General features: G+C 73.4%; 27 protein-coding genes. 25 read left to right on the forward strand and 2 right to left on the reverse strand.

Annotation, left to right across the window (positions count from 1 at the left end; genetic code table 11):
* The first annotated feature begins 21 nt into the window (after positions 1 to 21).
* The 10 genes from AB0G08_RS12525 (at position 22) to AB0G08_RS12570 (ending at position 10,310) form a co-directional block, all read left to right on the forward strand.
* Entirely contained in the window at positions 22 to 1,272 is a 1,251-nt protein-coding gene (locus AB0G08_RS12525; RefSeq protein ID WP_358086627.1) for a histidine kinase, read from the forward strand.
* A gap of 8 nt (positions 1,273 to 1,280) precedes the next feature.
* A complete protein-coding gene (locus AB0G08_RS12530; protein WP_358086679.1) occupies positions 1,281 to 2,042 on the forward strand; it encodes a LytTR family DNA-binding domain-containing protein in 762 nt (253 codons plus the stop codon).
* A 263-nt stretch (positions 2,043 to 2,305) separates the two neighbouring features.
* A complete protein-coding gene (locus tag AB0G08_RS12535) occupies positions 2,306 to 2,968 on the forward strand; it encodes a DUF5701 family protein (protein WP_358086629.1) in 663 nt (220 codons plus the stop codon).
* A 289-nt stretch (positions 2,969 to 3,257) separates the two neighbouring features.
* Positions 3,258 to 3,647: a hypothetical protein gene (locus tag AB0G08_RS12540; RefSeq protein WP_358086681.1), complete on the forward strand. Its 390-nt coding sequence runs from the start codon at positions 3,258 to 3,260 to the stop codon at positions 3,645 to 3,647.
* 1 nt (position 3,648) lies between these two features.
* Positions 3,649 to 5,289, forward strand: a complete 1,641-nt coding sequence (locus AB0G08_RS12545) for a cation acetate symporter (RefSeq protein WP_358086631.1) — start codon at positions 3,649 to 3,651, stop codon at positions 5,287 to 5,289.
* Between the two features lie 112 nt (positions 5,290 to 5,401).
* On the forward strand, positions 5,402 to 6,166 hold the full coding sequence (locus AB0G08_RS12550; protein WP_358086633.1) for an ABC transporter ATP-binding protein: 765 nt from the start codon (positions 5,402 to 5,404) through the stop codon (positions 6,164 to 6,166).
* A complete protein-coding gene (locus AB0G08_RS12555; RefSeq protein ID WP_358086635.1) occupies positions 6,151 to 7,851 on the forward strand; it encodes an ABC transporter permease in 1,701 nt (566 codons plus the stop codon). Before AB0G08_RS12550 ends, AB0G08_RS12555 begins: the two co-directional genes overlap by 16 nt.
* Positions 7,852 to 7,951: 100 nt before the next feature.
* A complete protein-coding gene (locus AB0G08_RS12560) occupies positions 7,952 to 8,506 on the forward strand; it encodes a sigma-70 family RNA polymerase sigma factor (protein ID WP_358086637.1) in 555 nt (184 codons plus the stop codon).
* Complete coding sequence (locus AB0G08_RS12565; protein WP_358086639.1) at positions 8,499 to 9,725, forward strand: hypothetical protein; 1,227 nt, start codon at positions 8,499 to 8,501, stop codon at positions 9,723 to 9,725. The genes AB0G08_RS12560 and AB0G08_RS12565 overlap by 8 nt, the downstream gene beginning before the upstream one ends.
* A 69-nt stretch (positions 9,726 to 9,794) precedes the next feature.
* A complete protein-coding gene (locus AB0G08_RS12570) occupies positions 9,795 to 10,310 on the forward strand; it encodes an SRPBCC family protein (protein ID WP_358086641.1) in 516 nt (171 codons plus the stop codon).
* Positions 10,311 to 10,368: 58 nt separating this feature from the next.
* Here AB0G08_RS12570 and AB0G08_RS12575 read toward each other — a convergent pair whose 3' ends face one another.
* Positions 10,369 to 10,623 carry a hypothetical protein gene (locus AB0G08_RS12575; RefSeq protein ID WP_334565174.1) on the reverse strand — a complete coding sequence of 85 codons (255 nt, stop codon included), beginning with the start codon at positions 10,621 to 10,623 and terminating at the stop codon, positions 10,369 to 10,371.
* Positions 10,624 to 10,654: 31 nt separating this feature from the next.
* Here AB0G08_RS12575 and AB0G08_RS12580 point away from each other — a divergent pair, with 31 nt between their 5' ends.
* The 12 genes from AB0G08_RS12580 (at position 10,655) to AB0G08_RS12635 (ending at position 22,563) form a co-directional block, all read left to right on the forward strand.
* A complete protein-coding gene (locus tag AB0G08_RS12580) occupies positions 10,655 to 11,221 on the forward strand; it encodes a flavin reductase family protein (protein ID WP_358086683.1) in 567 nt (188 codons plus the stop codon).
* 187 nt (positions 11,222 to 11,408) lie between these two features.
* Entirely contained in the window at positions 11,409 to 11,780 is a 372-nt protein-coding gene (locus AB0G08_RS12585) for a DUF485 domain-containing protein (protein ID WP_358086643.1), read from the forward strand.
* Positions 11,758 to 13,431 carry a cation acetate symporter gene (locus AB0G08_RS12590; RefSeq protein ID WP_358086645.1) on the forward strand — a complete coding sequence of 558 codons (1,674 nt, stop codon included), beginning with the start codon at positions 11,758 to 11,760 and terminating at the stop codon, positions 13,429 to 13,431. Before AB0G08_RS12585 ends, AB0G08_RS12590 begins: the two co-directional genes overlap by 23 nt.
* 90 nt (positions 13,432 to 13,521) lie before the next feature.
* Entirely contained in the window at positions 13,522 to 14,499 is a 978-nt protein-coding gene (locus tag AB0G08_RS12595) for a UDP-glucuronic acid decarboxylase family protein (protein ID WP_358086647.1), read from the forward strand.
* 77 nt (positions 14,500 to 14,576) lie between these two features.
* Positions 14,577 to 15,812 carry an LCP family protein gene (locus tag AB0G08_RS12600; protein ID WP_358086649.1) on the forward strand — a complete coding sequence of 412 codons (1,236 nt, stop codon included), beginning with the start codon at positions 14,577 to 14,579 and terminating at the stop codon, positions 15,810 to 15,812.
* Between the two features lie 232 nt (positions 15,813 to 16,044).
* Positions 16,045 to 17,259 (forward strand): LCP family protein, encoded by a 1,215-nt coding sequence (locus tag AB0G08_RS12605; RefSeq protein WP_358086651.1) that lies wholly within the window; start codon positions 16,045 to 16,047, stop codon positions 17,257 to 17,259.
* Positions 17,260 to 17,473: 214 nt separating this feature from the next.
* The gene (locus AB0G08_RS12610) at positions 17,474 to 18,412 is read left to right on the forward strand and encodes an LCP family protein (protein WP_358086653.1); all 939 of its coding nucleotides are present in this window, start codon (positions 17,474 to 17,476) and stop codon (positions 18,410 to 18,412) included.
* Positions 18,413 to 18,465: 53 nt separating this feature from the next.
* Positions 18,466 to 18,801 carry a rhodanese-like domain-containing protein gene (locus AB0G08_RS12615; RefSeq protein ID WP_358086655.1) on the forward strand — a complete coding sequence of 112 codons (336 nt, stop codon included), beginning with the start codon at positions 18,466 to 18,468 and terminating at the stop codon, positions 18,799 to 18,801.
* 10 nt (positions 18,802 to 18,811) lie between these two features.
* Positions 18,812 to 19,603 carry a glycerophosphodiester phosphodiesterase family protein gene (locus AB0G08_RS12620; protein WP_358086657.1) on the forward strand — a complete coding sequence of 264 codons (792 nt, stop codon included), beginning with the start codon at positions 18,812 to 18,814 and terminating at the stop codon, positions 19,601 to 19,603.
* 73 nt (positions 19,604 to 19,676) lie between these two features.
* Positions 19,677 to 21,134 (forward strand): ATP-binding protein, encoded by a 1,458-nt coding sequence (locus AB0G08_RS12625; RefSeq protein WP_358086659.1) that lies wholly within the window; start codon positions 19,677 to 19,679, stop codon positions 21,132 to 21,134.
* A 35-nt stretch (positions 21,135 to 21,169) separates the two neighbouring features.
* Positions 21,170 to 21,619, forward strand: coding sequence for an ATP-binding protein (locus AB0G08_RS12630; RefSeq protein WP_358086661.1), 450 nt, complete (start codon positions 21,170 to 21,172; stop codon positions 21,617 to 21,619).
* A 59-nt stretch (positions 21,620 to 21,678) separates the two neighbouring features.
* Positions 21,679 to 22,563 (forward strand): DUF5926 family protein, encoded by an 885-nt coding sequence (locus tag AB0G08_RS12635; protein ID WP_358086663.1) that lies wholly within the window; start codon positions 21,679 to 21,681, stop codon positions 22,561 to 22,563.
* A gap of 56 nt (positions 22,564 to 22,619) precedes the next feature.
* On the opposite strand, the gene AB0G08_RS12640 is transcribed toward AB0G08_RS12635, so the two are convergent.
* Positions 22,620 to 23,849, reverse strand: a complete 1,230-nt coding sequence (locus AB0G08_RS12640; RefSeq protein ID WP_358086665.1) for an arginine deiminase — start codon at positions 23,847 to 23,849, stop codon at positions 22,620 to 22,622.
* Between the two features lie 163 nt (positions 23,850 to 24,012).
* Between AB0G08_RS12640 and AB0G08_RS12645 the strand changes: the two genes are divergently transcribed.
* The 3 genes from AB0G08_RS12645 (at position 24,013) to AB0G08_RS12655 (ending at position 25,854) form a co-directional block, all read left to right on the forward strand.
* Positions 24,013 to 24,753 (forward strand): hypothetical protein, encoded by a 741-nt coding sequence (locus AB0G08_RS12645; RefSeq protein WP_357875217.1) that lies wholly within the window; start codon positions 24,013 to 24,015, stop codon positions 24,751 to 24,753.
* A 177-nt stretch (positions 24,754 to 24,930) separates the two neighbouring features.
* Positions 24,931 to 25,389 carry a hypothetical protein gene (locus tag AB0G08_RS12650; RefSeq protein ID WP_358086667.1) on the forward strand — a complete coding sequence of 153 codons (459 nt, stop codon included), beginning with the start codon at positions 24,931 to 24,933 and terminating at the stop codon, positions 25,387 to 25,389.
* 75 nt (positions 25,390 to 25,464) lie between these two features.
* Positions 25,465 to 25,854, forward strand: coding sequence for an ACT domain-containing protein (locus tag AB0G08_RS12655; RefSeq protein WP_357875221.1), 390 nt, complete (start codon positions 25,465 to 25,467; stop codon positions 25,852 to 25,854).
* The last annotated feature ends 154 nt before the right edge of the window (positions 25,855 to 26,008 follow it).

Raw genomic sequence — 26,008 nt, forward strand, 5'->3', positions numbered from 1 at the left:
GGCAGGGGCCAGGATCGCTGCGTGGGTGGCAACCTCTCCGGCGTCTTCGGCGTCGTCTCGCTGGTCGCCGCGCTGGGCGCGGCCCTGTTCGCGGTGGTCCGGCTGCGCGGGCGGCGGGGCATCGCCACGGCCACCCAGCGGGCCACGTACGAGGTGCTGCACACCGCCGGGCTGGCCGCCGAGCCGCTGCGCGCGGGCCTGAGCGCCGCGAACGCGGCGAAGGCCGTACGCCATCTACGGGCGCTGGTGGGGGCGGCCGGGCTGGCGCTGACGGACCGGGAGAGCCTGCTCGCCCTGGACGGCCGGGGCGGGCACCACGACGCGCAACTGGTCGCGGCGGCCCGGCGGGCGGTGGCGACGGGCCGCTCGACCGTCCTCGGCGAGCCGGAGCTGCACTGCGACCGGGTGGACTGCCCGGTGCGCGGCGCGGTCGTCGCCCCGCTGACCGGCGCGGACGGGCGCAGGCTCGGGGCGCTGGTCGCGGTCGCCGACGGCCAGCCCGAGCCGGGCCTGGTGCAGGCCACCCTGGAGACGGCGCACTGGGCCGGCAACCAGCTCGCCCTGGCCGAGCTGGACTCCTCGCGGGAGCGGCTGGCCCGCGCCGAGGTACGCGCCCTGCGCGCGCAGATCAGCCCGCACTTCATCTACAACGCGCTGACCGCGATCGGCTCGTTCGTCCGCACCGACCCGGACCGGGCCCGGGAGCTGATCCTGGAGTTCGCCGAGTTCACCCGGTACTCGTTCCGGGCGCACGGCGAGTTCACCACGCTGGCCGAGGAGCTGCGCTCGATCGACCGCTACCTGACCATCGAGCGGGCCCGGTTCGGCGACCGGCTCCAGGTGCGCCTCCAGATCGCCCCCGAGGTGCTGCCCGTGACGCTGCCCTTCCTCTGCCTGCAACCGCTGGTGGAGAACGCCGTCCGGCACGGGTTGTCCCGCAAGCCGGGCACGGGCATGGTGAGCATCGAGGCCCGGGACGCGGGCACCGAGTGTCACATCACCGTGGAGGACGACGGGGTGGGGATGGATCCGACCACGCTGACCGCCGGCATCGCCGAGCTGGCCGGCGCCGCCGGGGACCCGGGCGACGCCGCGCTGGCCGGCGTCGGAGACGACTCGGGCCAGCACGTCGGGCTCTCCAACGTCGACGAGCGGCTCCGGTCGGTCTTCGGCGACGGCTTCGGCCTCGTCGTCGAGACGGGCCTCGGCTCGGGTACGAGGGTGAGCATGCGGGTGCCGAAGTTCCACCCCGGCGTACGGGCCGGCTCGTGAGCGGCGTGGTGAGCGCGGCGGGTTTCCTGCGGGTGCTGGCGGTCGACGACGAGCCGCCGGCGCTGGACGAGTTGGCGTACCACCTGCGGGCCGATCCCCGGGTGGCCCGGCTGCACACGGCGGGCGACGCCACCGAGGCGCTGCGGGTGCTCCGCGACGGCGACGTGGACGTGGTCTTCCTCGACATCCGGATGCCCGGGCTGGACGGGATGGAGCTGGCCCGGGTGCTGCGCCGCTTCGCCCGGCCGCCGGCGATCGTCTTCGTCACCGCGTACGACGACGGGGCGGTGGACGCGTTCGACCTGGGTGCTACCGACTACGTCCGCAAGCCGGTACGCGCCGAGCGGCTCGCCGAGTCGCTGCGCCGGGTGATCGGCGCGCGGGTGGTGCCGTCGCACCCGGCGGCGCTGGCCCGGGCGGAGGAGGATCCGACCATCCCCATCGAGCTGGCCGGCACCACCCGGATGCTGCCCCGTTCGGCGGTGCGCTGGGTGGAGGCGCAGGGCGACTATGCCCGGCTGCACACCGCCGACGGCTCGCACCTGGTCCGGGTGTCCCTGGCGACCCTCGCGGAACGCTGGGCGGACGCCGGCTTCGTCCGGATCCACCGGTCGTACCTGGTGCAGCTCAAGCTGATCACCGAGCTGCGGCTGGTCAACTCCGGCTACGTCGTGGTGATCGACTCGGCGGAGCTGCCGGTGAGCCGCCGGCACACCCGCGAGCTGAAGGACAGGCTGGTCCGCGCGGCGAAGCAGGACTGGAACCGCTGATCGATCTGCGCGCCCCCGACCCGTGCCGCCCCGATGCGTGCCGGTTCCGGGGGCGAGGACATCGCCCGCCTGGCGCCTGTCGAGCTGCCCCATGCGTGAGACCAGAGGGCGCGGGCGTGAGACCAGAGACCGGGGGCGCCGCCTGGTCCAATGGACGGGGCAGCTCGACAGCGCCGGGGAACCCGGTAGATCGTGCTTGGATTTTCCTCCCGGTCGGGAATACGCGCGCCTCGTCGTACGCTGTACGGTACTCCGTACGACAAATGGAGGCCGCCTTGTTCGACGCCGCGACCGAATTCGACCGCCAGCTCGACCGGCTGGTGGAGCTGGGCTACCCGGCCCTGGCCGAGCTGACCGAGGACGCCTTCCGTGACCTGGTCGCGCCGCTGCGCGCGGCGGCCGTCGCCGGGGCGGCCGACCTGCCCGCCCCGACCGAGGGACGGGTGCCCTTCCTGCTGGTGATCACCCGCGACCTGGTGCCCGTGGAGGAGCGCGTCGCGCTGACCACGCTGGCCGGCAAGCGGAAGCCGGGGATCGTCGACCGGCACTACGCGGAGGGCGACCTGCCGAAGTTCGACCCGATCAAGGAGCTGGAGGTGCCGGCCGGGCCGGCGTACCTGCTCTTCGACGTCGACCGGGGCGAGGAGACGCTGAACCTGGCACCCGCCGCCGCGATGGAGATGATCACCGGCCAGGACCGGCTGCCGCTCACCATCGACGAGGGGCTCGCCTTCGTCACCCTGCACCCCGAGGCGCTGGCGAAGAACAAGTGCTTCTCGCTGGTCGGCTCCCGCTGCGGCGACAAGCGGGTGCCGGCGATCTGGATCAGCCAGGGCGCGCCGAAGCTCGGCTGGTGCTGGTACGGCAACCCGCACACCTGGCTCGGCTCCGCCTCGGCCCGCCCGGAGCGCATCGGGCTGGAGTGACGATCGCCGGGACGGCCGGGGAGCTGGTGCCCGGCCGTCCCGCAGGGAGGTGCCGGCGACGGCGGTTTCCACGGAGTTATCCACAGGGGTGACCCGTTCTCCACAGGTTGTCCACAACCCGGTGTGGACGGCTCCCCCCGGGCCGGCCGGCGGCGGGCGCGACGCCCACGGAAGCCCTTGACAATCGCGGCGATCGGGCGAGACTGCCGAGGTGGCCGCTGCCGACGATCCCGTCCCGGCGCCCCGGACTCCCCGGCCCGGGGTGCCGGAGCAGACTCCCCGGCCCGGGGTGCCGGGGCTGCCCACGCCACCCCAGCCTCGAACCCGGATCGTGCTGGCCGAGGTGTCCCGCCGGGAGGACCGGGCCGAGCGCACCCGCGCCGAGCTGGCCCAGCAGACCCGGGTCGGCGACGCGCTCGTCCGGGGGCTGGTCCGCGCCCAGTTCGCGCTGGCCCTGCGGCTCTCCCTGGTGGTGGCGATCGGGCTCGGCGGGCTGCCGTGGCTCTTCGCCGTCGCCCCCGCCGTCGGCCGGGTCACCGTGCTCGGCGTGAACCTGCCCTGGCTGCTGCTCGGCGTGGCGTCGTTCCCGTTCCTGATCGCCGTCGGCTGGGCGTACGTGCGGCTGGCCGAACGCAACGAGCAGGACTTCACCGACCTGGTCCAGCGGCCGGAGCGCTGAGGTGGGCAACGGCTTCGTCGTCCCGGCGATCGTGGCGGTCACCCTGGTCACCGTCGGCATCGGCTTCTACGGGCTGCGGCTGGCGCGTACCACCTCCGACTTCCTGGTCGCCTCGCGGGCGATCAGCCCGACCTGGAACGCCGCCGCGATCGGCGGGGAGTACCTGTCGGCGGCGAGCTTCCTGGGGGTCGCCGGGCTGATCCTCAAGTACGGCGTCGACGTGCTCTGGTACCCCGTCGGCTTCGCCGCCGGCTACCTGGCCCTGCTGCTCTTCGTGGCCGCGCCGCTGCGCCGCTCCGGCGCGTTCACGCTGCCGGACTTCTGCGAACTGCGGCTCGGGTCGCGTCGGCTGCGCACGCTGGCCACCGTCTTCGTGATCTTCATCGGCTGGCTCTACCTCGTGCCACAGCTCCAGGGGGCGGGGCTGACGCTGGCCACGGTGACCGGCTCGCCGTACCCGTTGGGGGCCCTGCTGGTGGCCGTGGTGGTCACCGCGAACGTCGCGCTCGGCGGCATGCGCGCGATCACCTTCGTCCAGGCCTTCCAGTACTGGCTGAAGCTGACCGCGCTCGCCGTACCGGCGGTCTTCCTGGCGTTGCAGTGGCAGGCCGACGCCCGGCCGGCGGTGACCCCGCCCGACGGGCCGACGTTCCGGACCGCGACCACCGTCGTGGTCGAGCACCGCGCGACCCTCACCCTCCCCGACGGTCGGATCCACGAGGTACGCCCCGGCGACGAGCTCTCCTTCGCCGCCGGCGAACCGGTGCCGGAGGTGTCCGGGGTGGCCACCGACGCGGCCGACTGGCTGCTGCCCAGCGCCGCCGGGGACGACGACCGGGGCCTGTTCGCCACCTACTCGCTGATCCTGGCGACGTTCCTCGGCACCATGGGACTGCCGCACGTGCTGGTCCGCTTCTACACCAACCCCGACGGCGCCGCCGCCCGCCGCACGACGCTGGTGGTGCTCGCCCTGGTCGGGGCGTTCTACCTGCTGCCCACCATCTACGGGGTGCTCGGCCGGATCTACACCCCGCAGCTGCTGGTGACCGGGCAGACCGACGCGGTGGTGGTGCTGCTGCCCGGCGCCGCGCTCGGCGACGGCACCACCGGCCGGCTGCTCGCCGCGCTGGTCGCGGCCGGCGCGTTCGCCGCCTTCCTCTCCACCTCGTCGGGGCTGCTCACCAGCGTCGCGGGGGTGATCTCGACGGACGTGCTGGGGCGCGGCTCGGTACGCGGCTTCCGGCTCGCCACGGTGATCGCCGGGGCCGTGCCGGCGGTGCTCGCGCTCAACCTCGCCGGCCTGGACGTGTCGCAGGTGGTCGGGCTGGCCTTCGCGGTCGCCGCGTCCAGCTTCTGCCCCCTGCTGGTGCTCGGCATCTGGTGGCGGGGCCTGACCGACCTCGGCGCCGCCGCCGGGATCCTCGTCGGCGGTGGCGCCGCGGTCGGGGCCGTCCTCGTCACGGTGCTCGGCCCGCCGCTGTCCGGCTGGCCGGCCACGCTCACCGCGCAGCCGGCCGCCTGGACGGTGCCGCTCGCCTTCACCGTGATGGTGGCGGTCTCGGTGGCGACCCGCCGCCGGGCGCCGGCCGACGTCGGGGCCACCATGCTCCGCCTGCACGCCCCGGAGGCACTGCGGCTGTAGGGCGCTGGTCGCCACGGCGACGACGCGGGCCGTGCGGGGTACGCCTCGGGGATGACCGGGGATCATCCTGCGGCCGGAGCAACGGCTGGTCGCGGCCGGATACGGTCGACGCATGACTGCTGAGCACCCGGCGCTCTCCCTGCGTGGCCTGGCGAAACACTTCGACGGCAAGGTCGCGGTGGCCGGTGTCGACCTGGACGTCCCGGCCGGTTCCTTCTACGGCCTGCTCGGCCCGAACGGCGCGGGGAAGACCACCACCCTGTCGATGGCGGTGGGCCTGCTCCGACCGGACGCCGGCGGGGCCTGGGTGCTCGGTCACGACGTCTGGGCCGACCCGGTGGGCGCGAAGCAGCTGCTCGGCGTGATGCCCGACGGCGTACGGCTCTTCGACCGGCTCAGCGGCGCGGAGCTGCTCGCGTACCACGGCCTGCTGCGGGGGATGGACCCGGCGGTGGTCGACCAGCGCGCGGCGGAGCTGCTGGACGTGCTCGCGCTCGGCGACGCCGGCCGGACCCTGGTGGTCGACTACTCGGCGGGCATGAAGAAGAAGATCGGCCTGGCCTGCGCGCTGCTGCACGGGCCCCGGGTGCTGGTGCTGGACGAGCCCTTCGAGGCGGTCGACCCGGTCTCGGCCGCGCTGATCCGGGACATCCTGCACCGGTACGTGACCGGGGGCGGCACCGTCGTCTTCTCCAGCCACGTCATGGAGGTCGTCGAGCGGCTCTGCTCGCACGTGGCGATCCTGGCGGCGGGCACCATCAAGCGGGTCGGCCCCATCGCCGAGGTGCGCGGTGGCCGCTCGCTGGAGCAGGTCTTCGTCGAGGTGGTCGGCGGCCGTACGGCGACCGGCGAGGAGTTGGCGTGGCTGTCGCGGTGAGCGGACCGACCGTCTCCACCCAGCCCGTCCGGCGGGTCTCCGCCCGGCACTTCGTGCGGCTCAAGCTGCGGGTGATGGGCAACAACTTCCGGGGCCAGGCCTGGCGGGTCGCCCTCTTCGTGGGCGGCGCGGTGGCCGGGCTCTGGTTCGCCGGCACCGGCTTCTTCCTCTTCGCCGCGCCCGGCCTGGCCGACGAGGGCCGCTACGCGCTGATGGTCGCCGCCTTCGGCGGCGGCCTGACGGTGCTCGGCTGGCTGCTGCTGCCGCTGGTCTTCTTCGGGGTGGACGAGACCCTGGACCCGGCCCGGTTCGCGCTGCTGCCGCTGCCCCGCCGCACCCTCGTCACCGGGCTGTTCGCCGCCGCCCTCGTCAGCGTCCCCACGATCGCGGTGCTGCTGGCCCTCTGCGGACTGGTGGTCACCGCCGGGGCGTTGGGTGGCTGGTCGGCCGCCGCGGTCGCCATCGTCGGGGTGGTCGCCGGGCTGCTGCTCTGCGTCGCGGCGGCCCGGGCGGTGACCAGCGCCTTCGCCACCGCGCTGCGCTCCCGCCGGGTCCGCGACCTGGCCGCCGTGCTGCTCGCCGTGCTCGCCGCGCTGCTCGGTCCGTTGCAGCTCCTGGGCATCGCCGCCCTGGGGGACACCGACTGGGACCGGCTCGACGGGGTGGCCGAGGTGGTCGGCTGGACCCCGTTCGGCGCCCCCTGGACGGCCGGCATCGACGTGGCCGAGGGCCGCCTCTGGGCCGCGCCGGTGAAGCTGCTGATCACGGCGGCGACGATCGTCGCGTTGCTCGCCTGGTGGTCCCGTTCGCTCGAGTCCGCGATGGTGGGCGCGGCCAGTGCCGGGCCGGCCCGCGCCCCGCGCGGCGTGACCGGCGGAGCCGTCGCCCAGCTCTTTCCCCGGGCCGTCGGCTGGGCCCGGCGGGACCGGTTCGGCGCCCTCGTCGCCCGGGAGGTCCGCTACTGGTGGCGGGACGCCCGCCGCCGGGCCAACCTGATCACCGTCGCGGTCGTCGGTCTCTTCGTGCCGGTCATGGTCAACCTGGGTGGCTCGGGCTTCACCGTCGACAGCGCGCAGGGCTTCACGGCCAGTTTCGACTCGTCCCCGCTGGTGTCCAGCCTCTCGATGCTCTTCGTCGGGCTGCTCGCCGCCGTCACCGTGGCCAACCAGTTCGGCTTCGACGGCAGCGCGTACGCGGCGAACGTCATCGCGGGCGTCTCCGGTCAGCAGGAGCTGCGCGCCCGGATGGCCGCGTTCTCGATCTACGTCCTGCCGATGCTGGCGGTGATCTCCGTGGTCGTGGCGATGGTCATCGGCGAACCCGGCTGGATCGGGCTGATGGCGGGCACCCTGTTCGCCACCTACGGCGCGGGGCTGGCGGTGAACGGCTTCGTCTCGGTGCTCGGGGCGTACTCGCTGCCGGAGACGAGCAACCCGTTCGCGCTGAACACCGGCGCCGGGATCGCGAAGAGCTTCCTCACCCTGCTGGCGATGCTCACCACGGCGGTGGCGGCGGTGCCGATGGTGGTGGCCGCCGGGCTGCTCGGCGACGCCTGGCTCTGGCTGGCCCTGCCGGTCGGGGCGGCGTACGGCGTGGGGGCGGCGCTGCTCGGCGCTTACCTGGCCGGCGACGTGCTGGACCGCCGGATGCCGGAGCTGGTCGCCACGGTGACCCCCCGCCGCTGAGAACGGACCCTGTCACGCCGCAACCTCCCGTACGGGCACGGGGTGTGCTGGTCAGACGTCGCACCGGTCAGGGCGGCGGACCAGCAGGGGAGGCGCCACGGTGGGGGTGCGGCAGCACGACCCCGGCGATGTCCGGGGAGGGGCGTCTCCCACGGCCGCGGGGGTCGTGGGAGACAGCTTCGAGGAGTTCTACGCGGCCAATTTCCAGCCGCTGATGCTCCAGTTGTACGCCTACACGTCGGACGTCGGCCAGGCGCAGGACGCGGTCCAGGAGGCGTTCAGCCGCGCCTGGGCCCGGTGGGACGGGTTGGTCCACTACGAGCGCCCGGCGGCCTGGGTCCGCACGGTCGCGATGAACGTGGTGCGCAACCGTTGGCGCCGGCTGCGGGCCGCCCGCGCCCACGCGAGGTTCCGCCGCGAAGAGGTGGTCGAGGGGCCCGGGCCGGACCGGGTCGCGCTCGCCCGCGCCCTCGCCACCCTGCCGGAGACCCAGCGGCGGGCCGTCGTGCTCTTCTACGTCGCCGACCTCAGCATCGTCGAGATCGCCGAGCAGGAAAACGTGGCGCCCGGCACGGTGAAGTCCTGGCTGCACAGGGGCCGGGCCGCGCTCGCCGCCCAACTCTCCGACCCGAGGACGGAGGACCACCATGTCTGACCACGACACTTCGCCCGGCCTGGACGACGCCTTCGCCGCCTTCCGGTCCGGGGGCCCGCTGGTGGTGCCCGCCGGGGCCTGGGCAGCCCGAAAGGTGGCCCGACGCCGCCGCACGAACCGGCTGGTGGCGACCGGCGTGACCGCCGCCGTGTTGGTTGCCGTGCCGGTCCTGGCAAACGCCGGCGGCGACCCGGATCCACCGGTGCCGCCGGCCCAGACCGTGTCCCCGTCGCCTACCGCGCCCACGACCACCGTCCCCGCCACGCCGACGCCGTCGGCCACGTCGCCCTCTGCCGAGCCACCGCCGGACGGCCGGATCCACGCGAAGACCCTCGCCAACGCCACCCTCGACCTGCCGGCCTGGCCCGGGAACCTCGCGGACGAGTGCCCGTCCGGCCGGGTCCGGTTCTCGGACGGCCGCGCGCAGCGTTCGGCGAGCGCGGAACTCCGGGCCAGCATCGTCCAGGTCGTCCACGCCGACCTCGATCGGGACGGGACGCAGGAGACGGCGGCCTTGCTCGACTGCAGCGGGCTGGAGATGGGTGAGGCTCGGGTACTGGCCTTCGACCGGGATCCGGCCGGAGCCATCATCACCATGGGCGTCGTGATCGGAGAGACCGGCGACATCGGGGGGATCCGCCGGATCCGGGGTGAGGACCGGTCGGTCGCGGCGGAGGTGACCGACCGATCCGGCGACGGCACTCCCGACAGCCTCGCGCAGCGCCAGTGGCGGATCTACTCCCGGTCGGGCGGAAGGTTCGTCCAGACGGGCGGACCGGATGCGTTCCCGCCCAACCCGCGGGTCACGGACCTCTCGGTCACCGGCAGTGAGCTCCGGCTCGCGCCCGACGGGGACCGGACGACCGGCACGTTGCGGCTGACCGTACGGAATGCCGGCCCTCAGCCGGCGGCCGCCCCGCGGGTCCAGGTAGATGTCCCGAAGGGGTTCGAGGTGAGGCCCCTGCCCTCGACCTGCACGCGGTTCGTCTCCAGCCAGCGCGTCAGCTACCGGTGCGAACTGAAGGCGCTGCCCGTGGGCGGCGGAGCCACCTTCGAACTGCCGATCTCGGTCGTACGCTCGCAGGTCGGCACGGGCGTCGTCGGCGAGTACTCGGCCAAGGTGTGGTGGAGCAGGACCGCGGAGGACGTGCCCTATCCCGAACCGACCGGCGCGACGAAGGACAACTCGACCAGCGGGGACATCGTGGTCACCGGCTGACCCGGAGAGCGCCCGGCATCCCTCCACCGGTCCTGTCGGGCGCCTGCCGGCCGGCGGCACAATGGCCTGATGCCCGTAGTCGAAGCGATGGTCACCGTGCCGGTCCCACCCGAGCTGGCCTTCGCGGTCTCCCAGACCACCGCGCCCGTGCGCTACCGGTGGGACCCGTTCGTCCGGGAGCAGCACTTCACCGACGGGGCGACCCGGCCCGGCAAGGGGGTGCGGACCTTCACCCGGTCGCGGCACGGCCTGGCGATGGTGAGCGAGTACGTCTCCTGGGCGCCGCCGAGCCACGTCGGGATGAAGATGGTGCGCGGGCCGTGGTTCTTCGAGATGTTCGCCGGAGGCTGGCGGTTCGCGCCCGCCCCGGAGCCCGGCCACGCGATCGCCACCTGGCGGTACAGCTTCCGCTGCCGGCCCGCCTTCCTCCGCCCGGTCGCGGACCGGATCGGATGCTGGCTGCTCGGCCGAGACATCCGCCGCCGGATCGCCGGGTACGCCGCCGGCTGCACGGACCCGGAGGTGCTGGCCGCCGCCCGCCGCGCCCTCGCCGACGACAACCGGGACGGTCGGGGCGCGGGCTGAGCCGGTCGCCCCGTGTCCCGGCGGCCCGGGCCGTCGCCGCCGTCCGGGGTGCCCGGTCTCAGCGGAGGCGGATGAAGGCGTACAGCTGGCTGCTGCCGCTCGCCGCGGTCACGTTGACCAGTTCCCACCCGTACTGCGAGAGGTACTCGACGGCCGCCAGCAGCTGGGTGACGGGGTTGTCCGCGAACCCGGCCCGGGCGACCAGGGCGAGGTGCCGGTAGGGGTAGCCGCGGAAGTCGACCTCGTTGCGCAGCACGGCGTCGGCGCCGACGGCACGGGCCTGGGCGAGCTGCTGCGGCGTCACGTGAGCCATGTCCGGCACGATAGGACCGGAGGGCCACATCATGTACGCCCGCCGGGCGCGGGCCCGGGGCGGCACAATGTTTCACGTGAATCATGAGCCGGGCGCCGAGATCCACCACACCGATCCGTTCGCCGTGCCCGCCGACCAACGCTCCCCCGTACGCCGGTTGCGGGGTCGGCTGGCGTCGCCGGTGACGCTCTGGACGGCGCCGGAGCCGGCGGGCCTGACGGTCTCCTCGACGCTGGTCGCGGAGGGCGAGCCGGACCGGCTGCTCGGCCTGGTCGACCCGGAGTCCGACCTGTGGGCGGCGGTCGAGTCCGCCGGCCGCTTCGCGGTGACCCCGCTGAACCCGTCGCACCGGCAGCTCGCCGACCGGTTCGCGGGTCTCTTCCCGTCTCCCGGCGGCCTGTTCGCCACCGGCGCGTGGACCGACACGCCCTACGGCCCGGTGCCGGCCGACGCCGGCGGCTGGGTGGGATGCCGGCTCGACACCGCCCGCGAGTACGGCTGGGGCCTGCTGGTGGAGGCCACCATCGAGGCCGTCGAGCTGACCGGGGAGACGGACCCGCTGCTGCACTACCGGGGCCGGTACCGCGAGCTGACCTGACTGCCCGCCGACCGGCCGGCCGGCCCGCGACGGCGACCGCTCAACGGAGTGAGCTGCGTCACTCGGCGCAGCCACCGCGCCGTTCGGCGCAGCCACCGACCGGCGTCGATCTCGCCCTTCCCGGGCGGGGAGCGCGCTTTCTACCGTGCGCGAAACTCCCCACGCCTGTGAAGGTGGTGATCCACACATGTCCACGGACACACCCGCGTCCACGCCGTCGGCCTCGACGGCGGACCGGTACCTCGCCGTACAACGGTCGGACGAGTTCGCCGGGTTGCGGCGCACGCTGCGCGGCTTCATCTTCCCGATGACCGTCGCGTTCTTCCTGTGGTACGCGCTCTACGTGATCCTGTCCGCGTACGCGCGGGACTTCATGGGCACGAAGCTCTTCGGCAGCAACATCAACGTCGCCCTCGTCTTCGGCCTGCTCCAGTTCGTCTCCACGTTCCTCATCGCCTGGCTCTACGCGCGGTTCGCCGACCGGAGGATCGACCCGGTCGCCGACCGGATCCGCGCCGAGATGGGGGAGGTGGGCCATGAACACGGTCCTCGCGGCTGAGGCGGGCGACACCACCGCCCGCAACCTCACCATCGCCCTGTTCCTGGTCTTCGTGGCGGTGACCCTGGTCATCACCATCTGGGCCAGCCGGCAGACCAAGACGGCCACCGACTTCTACGCCGGCGGGCGCTCCTTCTCCGGGTTCCAGAACGGCATGGCGATCGGCGGCGACTACATGTCGGCCGCGTCGTTCCTCGGCATCGCCGGCATGATCGCCCTGTACGGCTACGACGGCTTCCTCTACTCCATCGGCTTCCTGGTCGCCTGGCTGGTCGCACTGCTGCTCGTCGCCGAACTGCTGCGCAACTCCGGCCGCTACACGATGGCCGACGTGCTGGCCTTCCGGATGCGCCAGCGCCCGGTGCGGACCGCCGCGGCCGTCTCCACCATCACCGTGTCGATCTTCTACCTGCTGGCGCAGATGGTCGGCGCGGGCGCGCTGGTCGCGCTGCTGCTCGGCATCAAGCCGGGCACCACGTTCCTCGGCATGGACGCCGACACCGCGAAGGTCGCCACCATCATCATGGTGGGCGCCCTGATGATCATCTACGTCACGGTGGGCGGCATGAAGGGCACCACCTACGTGCAGATCGTCAAGGCGTTCCTGCTCATGGGTGGCGCCCTCGTGATGACCCTGCTGGTGCTGGCGCACTACAAGTTCAACCTCTCTGCCCTGCTCGGCGACGCGGCGGCGGCGTCGGGCAAGGGAGAGAGCTTCCTCAAACCGGGCGGGCGGTACGGCGTGGAGGTGGCCGGCAACCCGCCGCAGACCTTCTACAACAAGATGGACCTGCTGTCGCTCGGTATCGCGCTGGTGCTCGGCACCGCCGGCCTGCCGCACATCCTGATCCGCTTCTACACCGTCCCGACGGCGAAGGCGGCCCGCAAGAGCGTGCTCTGGGCGATCGGCATCATCGGCACCTTCTACCTGCTCACCCTGGCCCTGGGCTTCGGCGCGGCGGCGCTGGTCGGCAGCGAGGCGATCATCGCCCAGGACAAGGCCGGCAACACGGCCGCGCCGCAGCTCGCCGAGGCGCTCGGCATCGACTTCCTCGGCGGCGACCTGGGCGGGGCCACCCTGCTCGCGATCATCGCGGCGGTCGCCTTCGCCACGATCCTGGCCGTGGTGGCCGGCCTGACCCTGGCCTCCTCGTCCAGCCTGGCGCACGACTTCTACGCCAACGTCATCAAGAACGGGAGTGCGTCCGAGCGGCAGGAGGTCCGGGTCGCCCGGGTCTCCGCCCTGGTGATCGGCGCGATCTCGATCGTGCTGTCGATCTTCGCGCAGAACCTGAACGTGGCCTTCCTGGTGGCGCTGGCCTTCGCGGTGGCCGCCTCGGGGAACCTGCCGGCGATCCTCTACAGCCTGTTCTGGCGGCGGTTCAACACCTCGGGTGCGGTGTGGGCCATCTACGGCGGCCTGCTCTCCGCCGTCCTGCTGGTGTTCTTCTCGCCGGTGGTCTCCGGTGCGCCCACCTCGATGTTCCCCGAGCAGGACTGGCAGTGGTTCCCGCTGTCCAACCCGGGCATCCTGTCGATCCCGTTCGGCTTCCTGTGCGGGTGGATCGGCACCGTGATCTCCAAGGAGCACGACGAGGAGAAGTACGCGGAGCTGGAGGTGCGTGCCGTCACCGGCGCCGGCGCCCACTGACGGATGCGCGGCCCCCTGTCGTCGCCGGGCGGCGACAGGGGGCCCTTCCTTACGAGGGGGCGACCCGGGGCAGTGGGTAGGCTGACCGGCATGAACGCTGTTGCCCGCTTCGGACCCGGTCACCGCATCCTCGTCACGGGCGGCGCCGGCTTCGTACCGTCGCACCTGGTGGACGCCCTGATCGCCCGCGGCTGCACGGTGGTCGCGCTCGACAACTTCGTCACCGGGTCGAAGGAGAACGTCGCCCACCTGCTGGACGAGCCGAACTTCACCCTGGTCGAGGCCGACATCTCCGACGGCCTGCCGACCGGCCACCCGGCGATGGCCGAGCGGTTCGACGCCATCCTGCACATGGCCTCGCCGGCGAGCCCGACCGACTTCGAGAAGCTGCCGGTGGAGATCCTCCGCGTCGGCTCGGTGGGCACCCTGCACCTGCTGGAGCGCGCGGTCGCGGACGGCGCCCGCTTCCTGATGGCCTCCACCTCCGAGGCGTACGGGGACCCGAAGGAGCACCCGCAGCGCGAGTCGTACTGGGGCAACGTCAACCCGATCGGCATCCGCAGCGTCTACGACGAGGCGAAGCGCTTCTCCGAGGCGGCCACCATGGCCTACCACCGCAGCCGGGGGCTGGACACGGCCATCGTCCGGATCTTCAACACGTACGGTCCGCGGATGCGCCCGGACGACGGCCGCGCCATTCCGACCTTCATCTCCCAGGCGCTGCGCGGCGAGCCGATCACCGTGCACGGCACCGGCAACCAGACCCGTTCGATCTGCTACGTGTCCGACCTGGTGCGCGGCATCCTGCTGCTGCTCGACTCGCGCGAGACGGGGCCGATCAACTGCGGCACCGAGCACGAGATGACGATGCGGCAGCTGGCCGAGACGATCGTGTCGCTCAGCGGCAGCAGCTCCGAGGTGACGTACATCACCCGTAGCGCCGACGACCCGGAGATGCGCCGCCCGGACCTGACCCTCGCCCGCGAGCTGCTCGGATACGAGCCGACCGTGGCGCCCGAGGACGGCCTCCGACGCACCATCGAGTACTTCCGCGAGCGGCTGGTCTGACGACCGCGCCCGCCGCCGGCGCAGACGTCGGCGGCGCTTCAGGGCGATGGTGGCCGCACGTACGTACCCTGAGTTACATGTCAGCGACCACGCCCGCCGGAGTTCCACTCCCGCACCTGCACCGCCGCGCCGGGCGCGCCTCGGTGCCCGGCTCCGGCCGGGACGCCGGGCGCACCCGGCCGGCCGAGGCCCCCTGGTCCCCGTCGGCGGACGAGCCACGGGCCGGCGGCCCGGGCGGTCCCACCGGGCCGGATGGACCGGCCGCCCCGGGTGGGCCGGGCGGGCCCGACCGGCCGGGCCGGCGCGGCGTGCGCCCCCGGTGGGGCCGGATCGCCCTGGTGGCCGGCGTGGCCGTGCTGGTGCTCGCGCTGCTCGGCGGGGCGGGCGCCTGGTTCTACGCCCGCGGCCTCAACGACGACCTGGCCCGCACGGACCCGTTCTCCGAGATCACCGGGGGCCGCCCGGCGAAGGCCGTGGACGGCGCGCTGAACATCCTGCTGGTCGGCAGCGACTCCCGGGACCCGGACGCCCCGGTGGACAAGTCCAGCAAGTGGCGGGCCGACACGATCATCGTGATGCACATCCCGTCCGACCACCAGAAGGCCTACCTGGTCTCCATCCCCCGCGACCTCTACGTGCCGATCCCGGAGGGCGCCAACGCGGACTGCGGCAGCGGGCAGCGGGGAAAGATCAACGCCGCCTTCGCCTTCGGCGGGCTGCCGCTGGCCGTCCGGACGGTGGAGTGCTTCACCGACGTGCGACTCGACCACGTGATGGCGATCGACTTCGCCGGCTTCAAGCAGGTCACCGACGCCCTCGGCGGCGTCGACCTGAAGGTCGAGCGGACCGTCACCTCGATCCACAAGCCGTACCGGACGTTCACCAAGGGCACCAACCACATGGACGGCGCCGAGGCGCTGGACTGGATCCGGCAGCGCAAGCAGTTCCCGGACGGCGACTTCGCCCGGATGCGGCACCAGCAGGACTTCCTCCGCGCCCTGATGGACAAGGCGGCGAGCACGGGCACGCTGACCAATCCGAAGAAGATGAACGACTTCCTCAAGTCGGTCACCGCCGCGGTCACCGTCGACGAGGGTTTCTCGCTGGTCGACATGGCGGTCCAGTTCCGCAACCTGCGCGGCGAGAACCTCACCTTCGTGACCAGCCCGCACGTCGGCAGCCAGACCATCGACGGGGAGTCGGTGGTGGTGTCGGACAAGGAGAAGGCGCTGGCCATGTACAAGGCCATGTCGGCCGACACCATGACGGCCTGGGTCGAGGCCAACCAGAAGAAGGACGGCACCGGAAATTGACCAGCCGCCGCCGGCCGGCCCTTCCGTGATCGACGGACGTCATCACGATTCGGAGGGCCGGCCGGCCGCTTCCTGTGAGCCAACCGCCGAGCGGCCGTATCGATCTGCCCGTTCGGTCAGTTTCCCTGGATGACGGCCACGCGAACGGTATTTGGCGGCCGGACGACCTCGCCAGGACGGGAAAGCGTCCGTAAAGTGATCCCGCCCCCTGACAACGCGAGCTGGAGCACGCATGCCGGTTCAGACCAGCCGTCGCCCTCCGGCGCTGGAGTCCCCCCGTGGCCCGGTCCGGGCCTCCACGAGCATTCCCAAGCAGCCCGTCAAGGGCGGTAGGCCCGGTGGCGGATCCGCGAAGAAGCGGGCCCGCCGCAAGGACCCGCTCTGGGCCCGACTCACCCTGATCTTCGGCGCCGTGCTGATGGTGGCCAGCGGTGCGGCCATCGTCGGTAGCAAGGCGCTGATCAGCAGCGCCACCGGCAACATCGCCCAGCGCAACCTGCTCGGCGACGCGGGCAAGACCGACGCCGAGGGTGGCGCCAGCCTGGACGGCCCGATCGACATGCTGCTGCTCGGGGTGGACGCCCGGGAGCGGTGGGCCGCCGACGACGTGCGGGCGGACAGCATCATCGTGCTGCACATCCCGGCGACGCACGACCAGGCCTACCTGATCTCGATCCCCCGGGACACCGAGGCCCAGATCCCGGCCTTCGAGAAGAGCGGCTACAAGGGCGGCACCGACAAGATCAACGCGGCGTTCCAGGCCGGCGCCCGCAACGGCGGCGGCTGGGAGGGCGGCGCCCAGCTGATGGCGCAGACGATCAAGAAAATGACCGGGATCAGCTTCGACGGCGCGGCGATCATCAACTTCGGCGGATTCAAGAACGTCATCGAAGCCCTCGGCACCGTGCGCATCTGCGTCAAGCAGGAGGTCGAGTCGATCCACATGTCGTACGTCGACGGCAAGCCGATGTGGAACGCCGACGCGAAGAAGACCGGCAAGCGGATGACGCCCGTGGTGCACAAGAAGGGCTGCCGCGAGATGGAGGGCTGGGCGGCGCTGGACTACTCCCGGCAGCGCAAGAGCCTCAAGAACGGCGACTACGACCGGCAGCAGAACCAGCAGCAGCTGATCAAGGCGATGGCGAGGAAGGCCACCCAGGACGGGACGCTGACCAACCCGATCAAGCTGAACAAGCTGATCGAGGCGGCCGGCAAGGCGTTCATCCTCGACACCGCCGGCGTGCCGGTCCCCGACTTCGTCTTCACCATGCGCGGGGTGACCGGCAACGACCTGGTGATGCTGAAGACGAACGGCGGCACCTTCCACAGCGACGGCAGCCGCGAGACGCTCAGCGCCCAGACGCTGGACATGTTCCGCGCGGTGAAGCAGGACAAGCTGGCCGAATTCGTCTTCGCCAACCCCGAGGTGGTCTCCAGCCGCGAGTAGCGCCGGCGCCGCCGGGGCAATGTCGGCGAAGCGGCCCGGACCGCCGGGGCCGACTCGTAGCCTGACGTGAGAAGGATTCACGTACGGGCCGCGGGGAGGCGTCACGTCCAGATCGACGGGCGACAGTCCGGGCCGGTTCGGGGCCGACGCCCGGGCCGCCCGGCCGCGCCGCGTCCGCTGGCCCCGGCTGCTGCTCGGCCTGGGCCTGGCCCTGGTGCTGCTGGCCGCGCTCGCCGTGGTGGGCCTCCGATCGCTGAGCGACCGGTACGAGCGCAGCGTCGTGCGGGAGCAACTGCTCGACCCCACCGCCCGCCGGGAGCGCACCGACCCCGACGGGCCGCTGAACTACCTGCTGGTGGGGACCGACCGGTGGCAGAGCAGCAGCGCGGCGGGCCGCCGGTCGGACACCATCCTCATCGTGCACGTCCCCGCCGGCGGGCGTGAGGCGTACCTGGTCTCCGTCCCCCGCGACCTGCTCGTCGCCATCCCCGCCGGCAACGGCTACGGCGGCGGCCAGGACAAGATCAACGCGGCGTACGAGCACGGCGGCGGCGGACAGCCGGGCACCCGGCTGCTCTCGGCCACCCTGTCCCGGCTGACCGGCATCCGCTTCGACGGCGCGGCCCTGATCGACTTCTCCGGCTTCCGCAAGGTCATCGACCTGCTCGGCGGCGTACGCATGTGCGTGGACACCGAGGTGCGCTCGATCCACACCGACCGCGTCTTCCCGCCCGGTTGTCAGCAGATGGACGGCGGCGAGGCGCTGGACTACGTCCGCCAGCGCTACGACCTGCCGGGCGGCGACTACGACCGGCAGACCCACCAGCAGCAACTGCTCCGGGCCGTGCTGGAGCGCACGAGCGAGACGTCGCTGCGGACCAACCCGGTCAAGCTGGACCAGGTGATCCGCGCCGTGGGCGGCTCGTTGACCGTGGACACCAACGGCGTACCGCTGGAGGACCTCGTCCTCGCGCTGCGCGACCTGCCGGCCGACGCGCTGCGCGGCGTGCAGGTCCCCTCGCACCCCCAGACCATCGGCCAGGTGTCGTACGTGGTCCTCGACAACGGTGGGAGCGGCCTGTTCGAGGCGGTACGCGGCACCCGCGTGCCGGACTGGGCGCGGGCCAACCCGCACTGGGTCACCCGACTGTGACGCCGGGGGCCGGCCCGGCACCGGCCGCCCGGGCGAGGATCTAGGCTTGGCCCGTGTTCGGATCCCAGGTTCCCACCGTGACCGTGACCGAGATCGCCGACGACGCGTACCTGCTCGACGTCCGGGAGGACGACGAGTGGAACGCCGGCCACGCCCCCGGCGCGCACCACCTGCCGATGACGGAGCTGCCGGCCCGGATCGCCGAGGTGCCGGCCGACCGCGACGTCGCCGTCATCTGCCGCTCCGGCGGGCGCTCCGCGCAGGTCGTCACCTATCTGATGCGCAACGGCTTGGACCAGGTGCGCAACGTCCAGGGCGGGATGGGCGAGTGGGCCGCCGCCGGGCGACCGGTCGTCGGCGCGGACGGGCAGCCGGGCCGGGTCCTCTAGGGCGGGCGGAATGGGCGACCCCCTCGTCTTCGCGCACCGCGGCTCCTCCCACGACCTGCCCGAGCACACCCTCGCGGCCTACCTGCGTGCCCTCGACGAGGACGCGGACGGGCTGGAGTGCGACGTCCGGCTGACCCGCGACGGGCACCTGGTCTGCGTGCACGACCGCCGGCTCGACCGGACCAGCAACGGCCACGGGCTGGTCAGCGCCCGCACCCTCGCGGAGCTGGACGCGCTGGACTTCGGCTCCTGGCACCCCGGCTGCGTGCCCGCCGACGGGGACGAGGTGCTGGACGAGTCGCACACCCGGCTGCTCACCCTGGAGCGGCTGCTGGACGCGGTGCTGGCCGCGGGCCGGCCGGTGCGGCTGCTGGTGGAGACCAAGCACCCCTCCCGCTACGGCGGGAACGTCGAGCGCCGGCTCGTCGCGCTGCTGCGCCGCTACGGCCTGGCCGAGCCGAAACCGGACGATCCGGTACGCGTCACGGTCATGTCGTTCTCCCCGCTGGCCGTACGCCGGGTCCGGGGGCTGGCCCCCGCGCTGCCCACGGTGCTGCTGCTGGACGTGCTGCCGCGCTGGCTGCCGCTGGGGCGGCTGCCGTTCGGCACCCGGATCGCCGGCCCCGGCGTCGCCCTGGTGCGGGCCCGCCCGCGGCTGGTGCCCGCGCTGCGGGCGGCGGGCAACCAGGTCTACGTGTGGACCGTCAACGAGCCGGCCGACCTGGACCTCGTCCTGGCCGCCGGGGTGGACGGCGTCATCACCGACCGGCCGGCGCACACGCTGGCCCGCCTGGGTCGCTGACCGGGGTGGCGCCGACCGGAGACCCGGGCGGGCAGGGGTGTCCCGGAACCGGCCGGCGGGGCACACTCGGAGCATGCCGGAGCGCACTGACCTCTCCGCTCTCATCGCCGGCCAGAGCGCGGTGGTCGAAATGATCAACTCCGGCGGCGCCGGCCTCCCGGTGCTCACCCACCTGCTCCGCGTGGCCCGCTCGGCGCTCGGCGCGGCGGGGGTGGCGTTCGTCGAGTTCGCGCCGACGGGCGGCCGGGTGATCGCCGCCACCGGCGCCGCCGAGTGGGCCGTCGGTCATCCCGTGCCGGCCGACGACCCCGCCACCGTCTGCCTGCTCTCCGGCGCCCGCGTGCGCCAGGTCCGCACGGACGAGCTCACCGGCAGGCTCTCCGCCGAGCTGGCCGAGCGGGGCCTGCTCCGGATGGTGGTCGCCCGCGCGGAGATCGGCGGACTGACGGTGGGCAGTCTGCACGTGCTCTATCCGGACTCAGACGACCCGCTGGACGCCGAGCAGCACGCCATCGTGGGTTACCTGGCCGCCTGCATCGCCCACATGTACGGCGACCAGACCGGGCTGCCGGTGCACGGCGACGGGCCGGTGGTGGCGGCGCTGGCGGACGGGCTTGCCGTGGTCGACCGGGACGGTCACGTCCGGCTCTGGAACCCGGCCGCCGCCCGGGTCACCGGCCGCTCCACGGCCCAGGCGCTCAACCAGCCGCTGCCCTTCCCGCTGCCCCCGTGCGGGCGGGTGCTCGACCACCGGCTGCCGGACGGCCGCTGGCTCAAGATCACCTCCGGCGAGCTGCCCGGTCCCGGCGCCCTGCGGGTGGTCACCTTCCGGGACATCACCGACCAGCAGCGGCGCGACCACGACCGGGATCTCTTCGTCGCGGTCACCAGCCACGAGCTGCGTACGCCGGTGACCGTGATCAAGGGTTACGCGGACACGCTCACCGACCACTGGGAGTCGCTGACCGAGACCGACCGGCGGCACGCCGCCCGGGTGATCGGGCAGCGCGCCAACGAACTGGCCCGGCTGGTGGACCGGCTGCTCTCCTCCGCCGCCGAGGCGGGACCGGGCGACGACCCGCCCGCCCCGTACGACCTCGGTGACGCGCTGCGCACGGCGGCGGTCGACCTGCCGGCGGAGCTGCGGCAGCGGCTCGTCCTCCGCCTCCCCGCCGACCTGCCCAAGGCGCTCGGCCACCGGCCGAGCGTGGCCACCATGCTCACCGAGCTGTGCACGAACGCCGGCAAGTACTCCGCACCGGACTCACCCATCGAGATCACCGCCGGGGCGGACGGGTCGACGGTCTCCTTCCAGGTCCGCGACCGGGGCGTCGGCATCCGACCGGAGCACGCGGAGCGGGCCTTCGACCGGTTCTGGCAGGGCGAGTCGGGCGACCGTCGCCGCTATCCCGGGGCCGGACTCGGCCTCTATCTCGTCCGCCGGATCGTTGAACAGCAGAATGGATGGGTATCCCTACGGCCGAGGGCCGGTGGCGGTACGGTCGCAGAGGTGCGGCTGCCCCGCGGGTGACCGGCAACGGGCAACGGGGGCGTGAAGGGACGAAGGTGTCGACGGGAGCTGCCGATCGGGCATGGTGCGTGGTGGTTCCCCACCACGCAGTCGGGGCACGGCTGGCGCGGCGACGCCTCGCCGAGGAGCTGACCGGCGTCGTACCCCCGCCGCTCCTGGCGGACCTCATCGCGGTCCTGGCCGAGCTGGTCGGCAACGCGGTCCGGCACGCCGACCCGCTGCCTGGCGGAGTGGTCCGGGTCGCCTGGCGGCTGCGCGACTCGACCCGCGGCCAGCAGGTGCAGCTCCGGGTGACCGACGGCGGCGCCGCGGCGGGCCCCACGATGCGGGTCGCCGACCTCGAAGCCGTCGACGGCCGGGGGCTGCACATCATCTCGGGGCTGGCCGACCGCTGGGGCGTCGAGCGGGACGGCCTGGGCCAGAGCGTGTGGGCCGAGTTCGACCCGGCCGAGGTCACCCGGTCGGACCTCGCCGTCGCCGGCTGACCGGCCGCGAGGGCGGGTCCTGCCCCGCCGGACGGCCGGGACCTCTAGGCTGTGTCGCCGTGAGCAAGCGTCGAAAGAGCCAGCGGGCCGCCGAAGCCACCCCGAAGCGGGAGAAGGTACGGGACATCTTCGTGCCCCGACCGTTCGAGGGGCTGACCGACGAACCGGAGTGGATCGCCCTGCGGGAACTGGTGCCGGCCGCCTCGGCACCGCTGCGGCTGGCCCCCGCCCTGGTCGAGGAGTTCGGCGACCGGGAGGTCACCCTCGCCAGCGTGCTGCCGATGGCCGCCCCGGCCATGACCAAGCCGGACGGGCGGGTCCTCATCGGGCTCCAGCGCCACCAGCAGTCCGGTGACGTCTCCCGCGACCTGGCCGAGGCGCTGCTCTGCGCGCTGCGGGCCGAGCCGGGCCGCCCGGTGTCCGTGCCGCCGCTGCCCGGCCCCGGCCCCCGGTTGCAGGACGTCCTGGTCGACGGCCCGCTGGAGGTCAGCATGCACGACGGGTTCGAGTTCTGGCTCGACCCGGGAGCGGGCGACGACCCGAACGTGCAGGCGTCCCTGGAGCGGGCGAACGCCGCGATCTACCCGACCGTCCGGCTCGCCGCCGCCCGGGCCGCCTACTGGTGCCAGGTGCCGGAGAAGGCGCACGTGCGCTGGGTGCTGCCGGACGACGAGGACGCCGCGCTGGACGCGCTGGCCCGCCTGAGCGTGGCCGGCACGCTGGTCCTCGGCGAGAACACCCGGTTCGCGGGCATGTTCCGGGCCCACGGCCGGCTGGTGCCGGTCTGGGACCTGCCGGAGGACGTCCCGGCCGCCGACTGGGAGCAGCCGGTCGCCGACCTCGCCAAGCGGTACGCGGAGGCGCTCGCCGACCCCGCGCCGCTCGACGCCGCCGGCCGGCGGGCCCGCCACGGCCTGCTCGGCCGCCAGCTCACCCTGCGCTGAGCCCGATGCCCCCGCCGCCACCCGGCGGGGGCACCTCGGCCTCCCGCGGGGAGGCGTCAGGCAGGATCCCGGCCCTGACCGCCCAGCGGCTCCCGGACCATGGGGCAGGACATGCAGCGTGGCCCGCCCCGGCCCGAGCCCAGCTCCGAGCCGGCGATCTGGATCACCTCGATGCCGGCCCGCTCCAGTTGCGCGTTGGTCTCCGTGTTGCGCTCGTAGCCCACGCAGAGCCGGGGCGCGAGGGCGAGGGTGTTGTTGCCGTCGTCCCACTGCTCGCGTTCCGCGGTGACCGGGTCCAGCCCGGTGTCGATGACCCGGAGCTGGGCCAGGTCCATCGCGTCGGCGGCGGCCCGCAGGAACGGCGCCGGGCCGTCGACCCGCGGGTCCTCGCCGTCCGCCCCGGCGATGACCGTGTACGCCGAGAGCGTGTGGGCGATGTTCGGGTACATCAGCACGGCGTCGACGTCCACCATCGTGCAGACGGTGTCCAGGTGCATGGTCGCCCGCTCCTGGGCGATCGGGACGACGAGGATGGTGTGCGCGAGCCCGGCGGCGAAGACCTGCCGGGCGAGGCGCTCCGCGCCGGCGGGGGTGGTCCGCTCGCCCACCCCGACGGCCAGCACCCCCGGCGCGAGGAGCAGCACGTCGCCGCCCTCCAGGTGCTCCAGGCCGGGCTGGTAGACGAGCTCGGTGCCGGCGAAGCGCGGGTGGTGCCGGTAGATGGCGTCGGTCAGCGTGGTCTCCCGCCGCCGCGCCGGCATCGCCAGGCTGGTCACCCCGACCCGGTCGCCGACCCAGAACGAGGAGTCGCGCGTGAACAGCAGGTTGGGCAGCGGGTCGATGACGAAGTCGTGCCGGTCCATCAGGGTGTAGACGAGGCCGCCCGGCCGCTCCCGGCTGACCCGCAGCTCCTCGTGGGCCAGCCCGGCGATGAGCACGTCGGCGAGCGCGGCGGGGTCGAGGTACGCGAGGTGGTCGGCGACCCGGGCGCGCAGCGAGTCGCCGAGCCGGGGCGAGCGGAGCACCTCGTCGGTGAGCTCGGCCCGCGCGTCGGCGACGGCGAGCGTCTCGGCCAGGAGGGTGGCGAGGTAGAGCACCTCGACCCCACGCTCGCGCAGGGCGGCGGCGAAGGCGTCGTGTTCCTCCTGGGCGCGTCCGACCCAGGGGATGGCGTCGAAGAGGAGCGAGTCGTTGTTGCGAGGGGTGAGCCGGGCGAGCTCGGGGCCGGGGCGGTGCAGCAGCACCGTCCCGAGCCGACCGACTTCGCTGTCCACGTAGTGGGTCACCCTCGCAGCGTAGGGCAGGGTTTGGCGGCATCCGATAAAACAGGGGTGGATGAATATGGCATTCATCCGCACTCACTCCGGCGTTCCAACTTGCCGACACGGGGGACTGGCAACGTAGGGTAGTGAGGACATAACTTCGAGGGACCTTTTGCCGGAGGTCGCGATGACTGTCTTTCCCGCTCGTCGAGCCGTACCGTCCGCCCGGGCACTGCCGCCCGCGGCGGTGCCACACCCCCGCGTGGAGTCGCCGGGGGTGCTCGCACCCGTTCGTCCGTCCCCGTTGGAGTGGGCCCGCCGCCGCCGCGCGGAACGGGGCGCCCGGCGGCTGGAGGCGGCCGGGGCACGGGCGCTCGGCCGGCTCGACCATCTCGGGCCCGCGTGGCACGTCATCGAGTGGCCCCGCACGGACGCCTCCGATCTCCTGCTCGACCACGAACGCGACGAACGCGCCGGATTCCTCGCCATCGGGCCGAGCGGGCTCTTCGCGGTCACCATCGCCGACCACGGCCGGGCACGGGTCCTGGTGGCCGGCGACGTGGTCCAGATCAACGGCAAGCGACCGCCCTACGTGGCCGAGGCCCGCCGCGACGCCAAGCGCGCCAGCAAGGCCCTCTCCGACGCGGTGGGGCTGCCGATCCCGGTGACGCCGGTGCTGACCTTCGTCGGCTCCGGCGTCATCAGCGTCTACGGCCTGCCGAAGGACTGCCTGATGGCCACCCACCGCGAGCTGGACCGCCTGCTCGTCGCCGGGGGCAGCCGGATCAGCCCGGCCACGGCCGAGAAGCTCTCCCGGGTCGCGCAGCACCCGGAGACCTGGATGAACGGCGCGTACCGTCCGGCCGCCGACTACCGGTGGTACGAGGGCGGCCGAACGGCCGCTGACAAGCCGGCCAACCGACGGTAACGTCACCGGCGACGCCACGCACCCGGGCGCCGGTCGGCACCCGTCGGTCGCGCCGTCGCCGGCCGCCTGGTCAGGGCACTCCCTCACCCCACCGGCGGCCCGGCGACCACGCGCGGTCGGCGTCACCCGCGACGACCGGCTAGCGTGGACGGACCGTCGGTGTACATAGGAGGCGCGGTGGCCCACGTCGAACTCTCGCTCTCTGACGTGTTCGTGCCGGCGGCGGGAACATCGACAGAGCAGGAGTTCGACAACCTCGGTCGGTGGTCGTCGACCGTCTCCCACGCCGACGAGCCGTGCCTGCTGATCGACGCCGGGACGAGGGTCGTCGCCGTCTCCGCCGCCTGTTGCGAGCTGCTCTGCCTGGGCGATCCGGAGGACGTGACCGGGCTGCCGCTGCTCGACGGCGGGCTGCGGCTGCTCGACTTCACCGCCAACCGCTGCGAGCTGACCGAGCCCGAGATCGACAAGATCCCGCCGCTGCTGGCCATCTCCTCCGGGCGCCTGGCCCGAGGGCTGCTCCGGGTCCAGGGGGCGTCGGCCGACGCGCCGGACTCGACCGTCGACGCGATCTCCACCCCGGTGTTCACCAGCGGGACCGTCGCCGGTTCCCTCACGTTCTTCTCCCCGGTCTGACCAGCGGCGCGATGTGGCGTTCGCCGCACGCGGCGAATCTGGGGCGGGCCCGCACCGAGGCCGTAAGGTGCCCTCATGCTCGATATCGCTCTGCTGCCGGGGAAGTACGCCGTGTGCCGCCTGGCCGCCGGCTCCGCCCTGCCGCCCGAGTTGTCGGGCGGGCTGAGCGACGGCGACGTCGTCACGGTGAGCTGGACGGCGGACGGGATCTCGCTGATCTGTCCCGCCGACCGGGCGCCCGAGCAGGCCGTCGGCGAGACCGCCTGGCGCTGCCTGCGGGTCGGTGAGCCGCTCGACCTGGCCGTCAGCGGCACCCTCGCCGCGCTTGTGGACCCGCTCGCCGCAGCCCGGGTCAGCGTGGTCGCCTTCTCCACCTACGACACCGACTACCTGCTGGTTCCCGCCGTGCGGCTGCGCGAGGCGACCGCCGCGCTGGAGCGTGCCGGCCATCGTGTCCTCGGCTGATCTTCACCCGGCCGCGGGTTGCTCCTAGGATGGGCTCGGCCTCCCGGCCGCAGTGACGCTCCCCGATGTCCCGAGGATCGGCCGTGCCGCCCACCCCCTCGCGCCACGACACCTCCGCCCGACCGCCCGGCCCCGCCGCCGGGCCCGGCGCGGG

Origin of the sequence: Micromonospora sp. NPDC023644 (assembly GCF_040640115.1) — a bacterium.
In the GTDB taxonomy this organism is placed as follows: domain Bacteria; phylum Actinomycetota; class Actinomycetes; order Mycobacteriales; family Micromonosporaceae; genus Micromonospora.

Excerpts from the sequence above, each read along its gene's own strand:
- AB0G08_RS12600 (WP_358086649.1), top strand. The coding sequence starts at position 14,577 with ATGTCAGCGACCACGCCCGCCGGAGTTCCACTCCCGCACCTGCACCGC.
- AB0G08_RS12580 (WP_358086683.1), top strand. The coding sequence starts at position 10,655 with ATGTACGCCCGCCGGGCGCGGGCCCGGGGCGGCACAATGTTTCACGTG.
- AB0G08_RS12575 (WP_334565174.1), bottom strand. The coding sequence starts at position 10,623 with ATGGCTCACGTGACGCCGCAGCAGCTCGCCCAGGCCCGTGCCGTCGGC.
- AB0G08_RS12605 (WP_358086651.1), top strand. The coding sequence starts at position 16,045 with ATGCCGGTTCAGACCAGCCGTCGCCCTCCGGCGCTGGAGTCCCCCCGT.
- AB0G08_RS12625 (WP_358086659.1), top strand. The coding sequence starts at position 19,677 with ATGCCGGAGCGCACTGACCTCTCCGCTCTCATCGCCGGCCAGAGCGCG.
- AB0G08_RS12595 (WP_358086647.1), top strand. The coding sequence starts at position 13,522 with ATGAACGCTGTTGCCCGCTTCGGACCCGGTCACCGCATCCTCGTCACG.
- AB0G08_RS12535 (WP_358086629.1), top strand. The coding sequence starts at position 2,306 with ATGGAGGCCGCCTTGTTCGACGCCGCGACCGAATTCGACCGCCAGCTC.
- AB0G08_RS12655 (WP_357875221.1), top strand. The coding sequence starts at position 25,465 with ATGCTCGATATCGCTCTGCTGCCGGGGAAGTACGCCGTGTGCCGCCTG.
- AB0G08_RS12565 (WP_358086639.1), top strand. The coding sequence starts at position 8,499 with ATGTCTGACCACGACACTTCGCCCGGCCTGGACGACGCCTTCGCCGCC.
- AB0G08_RS12645 (WP_357875217.1), top strand. The coding sequence starts at position 24,013 with ATGACTGTCTTTCCCGCTCGTCGAGCCGTACCGTCCGCCCGGGCACTG.
- AB0G08_RS12550 (WP_358086633.1), top strand. The coding sequence starts at position 5,402 with ATGACTGCTGAGCACCCGGCGCTCTCCCTGCGTGGCCTGGCGAAACAC.
- AB0G08_RS12590 (WP_358086645.1), top strand. The coding sequence starts at position 11,758 with ATGAACACGGTCCTCGCGGCTGAGGCGGGCGACACCACCGCCCGCAAC.
- AB0G08_RS12570 (WP_358086641.1), top strand. The coding sequence starts at position 9,795 with ATGCCCGTAGTCGAAGCGATGGTCACCGTGCCGGTCCCACCCGAGCTG.
- AB0G08_RS12585 (WP_358086643.1), top strand. The coding sequence starts at position 11,409 with ATGTCCACGGACACACCCGCGTCCACGCCGTCGGCCTCGACGGCGGAC.
- AB0G08_RS12620 (WP_358086657.1), top strand. The coding sequence starts at position 18,812 with ATGGGCGACCCCCTCGTCTTCGCGCACCGCGGCTCCTCCCACGACCTG.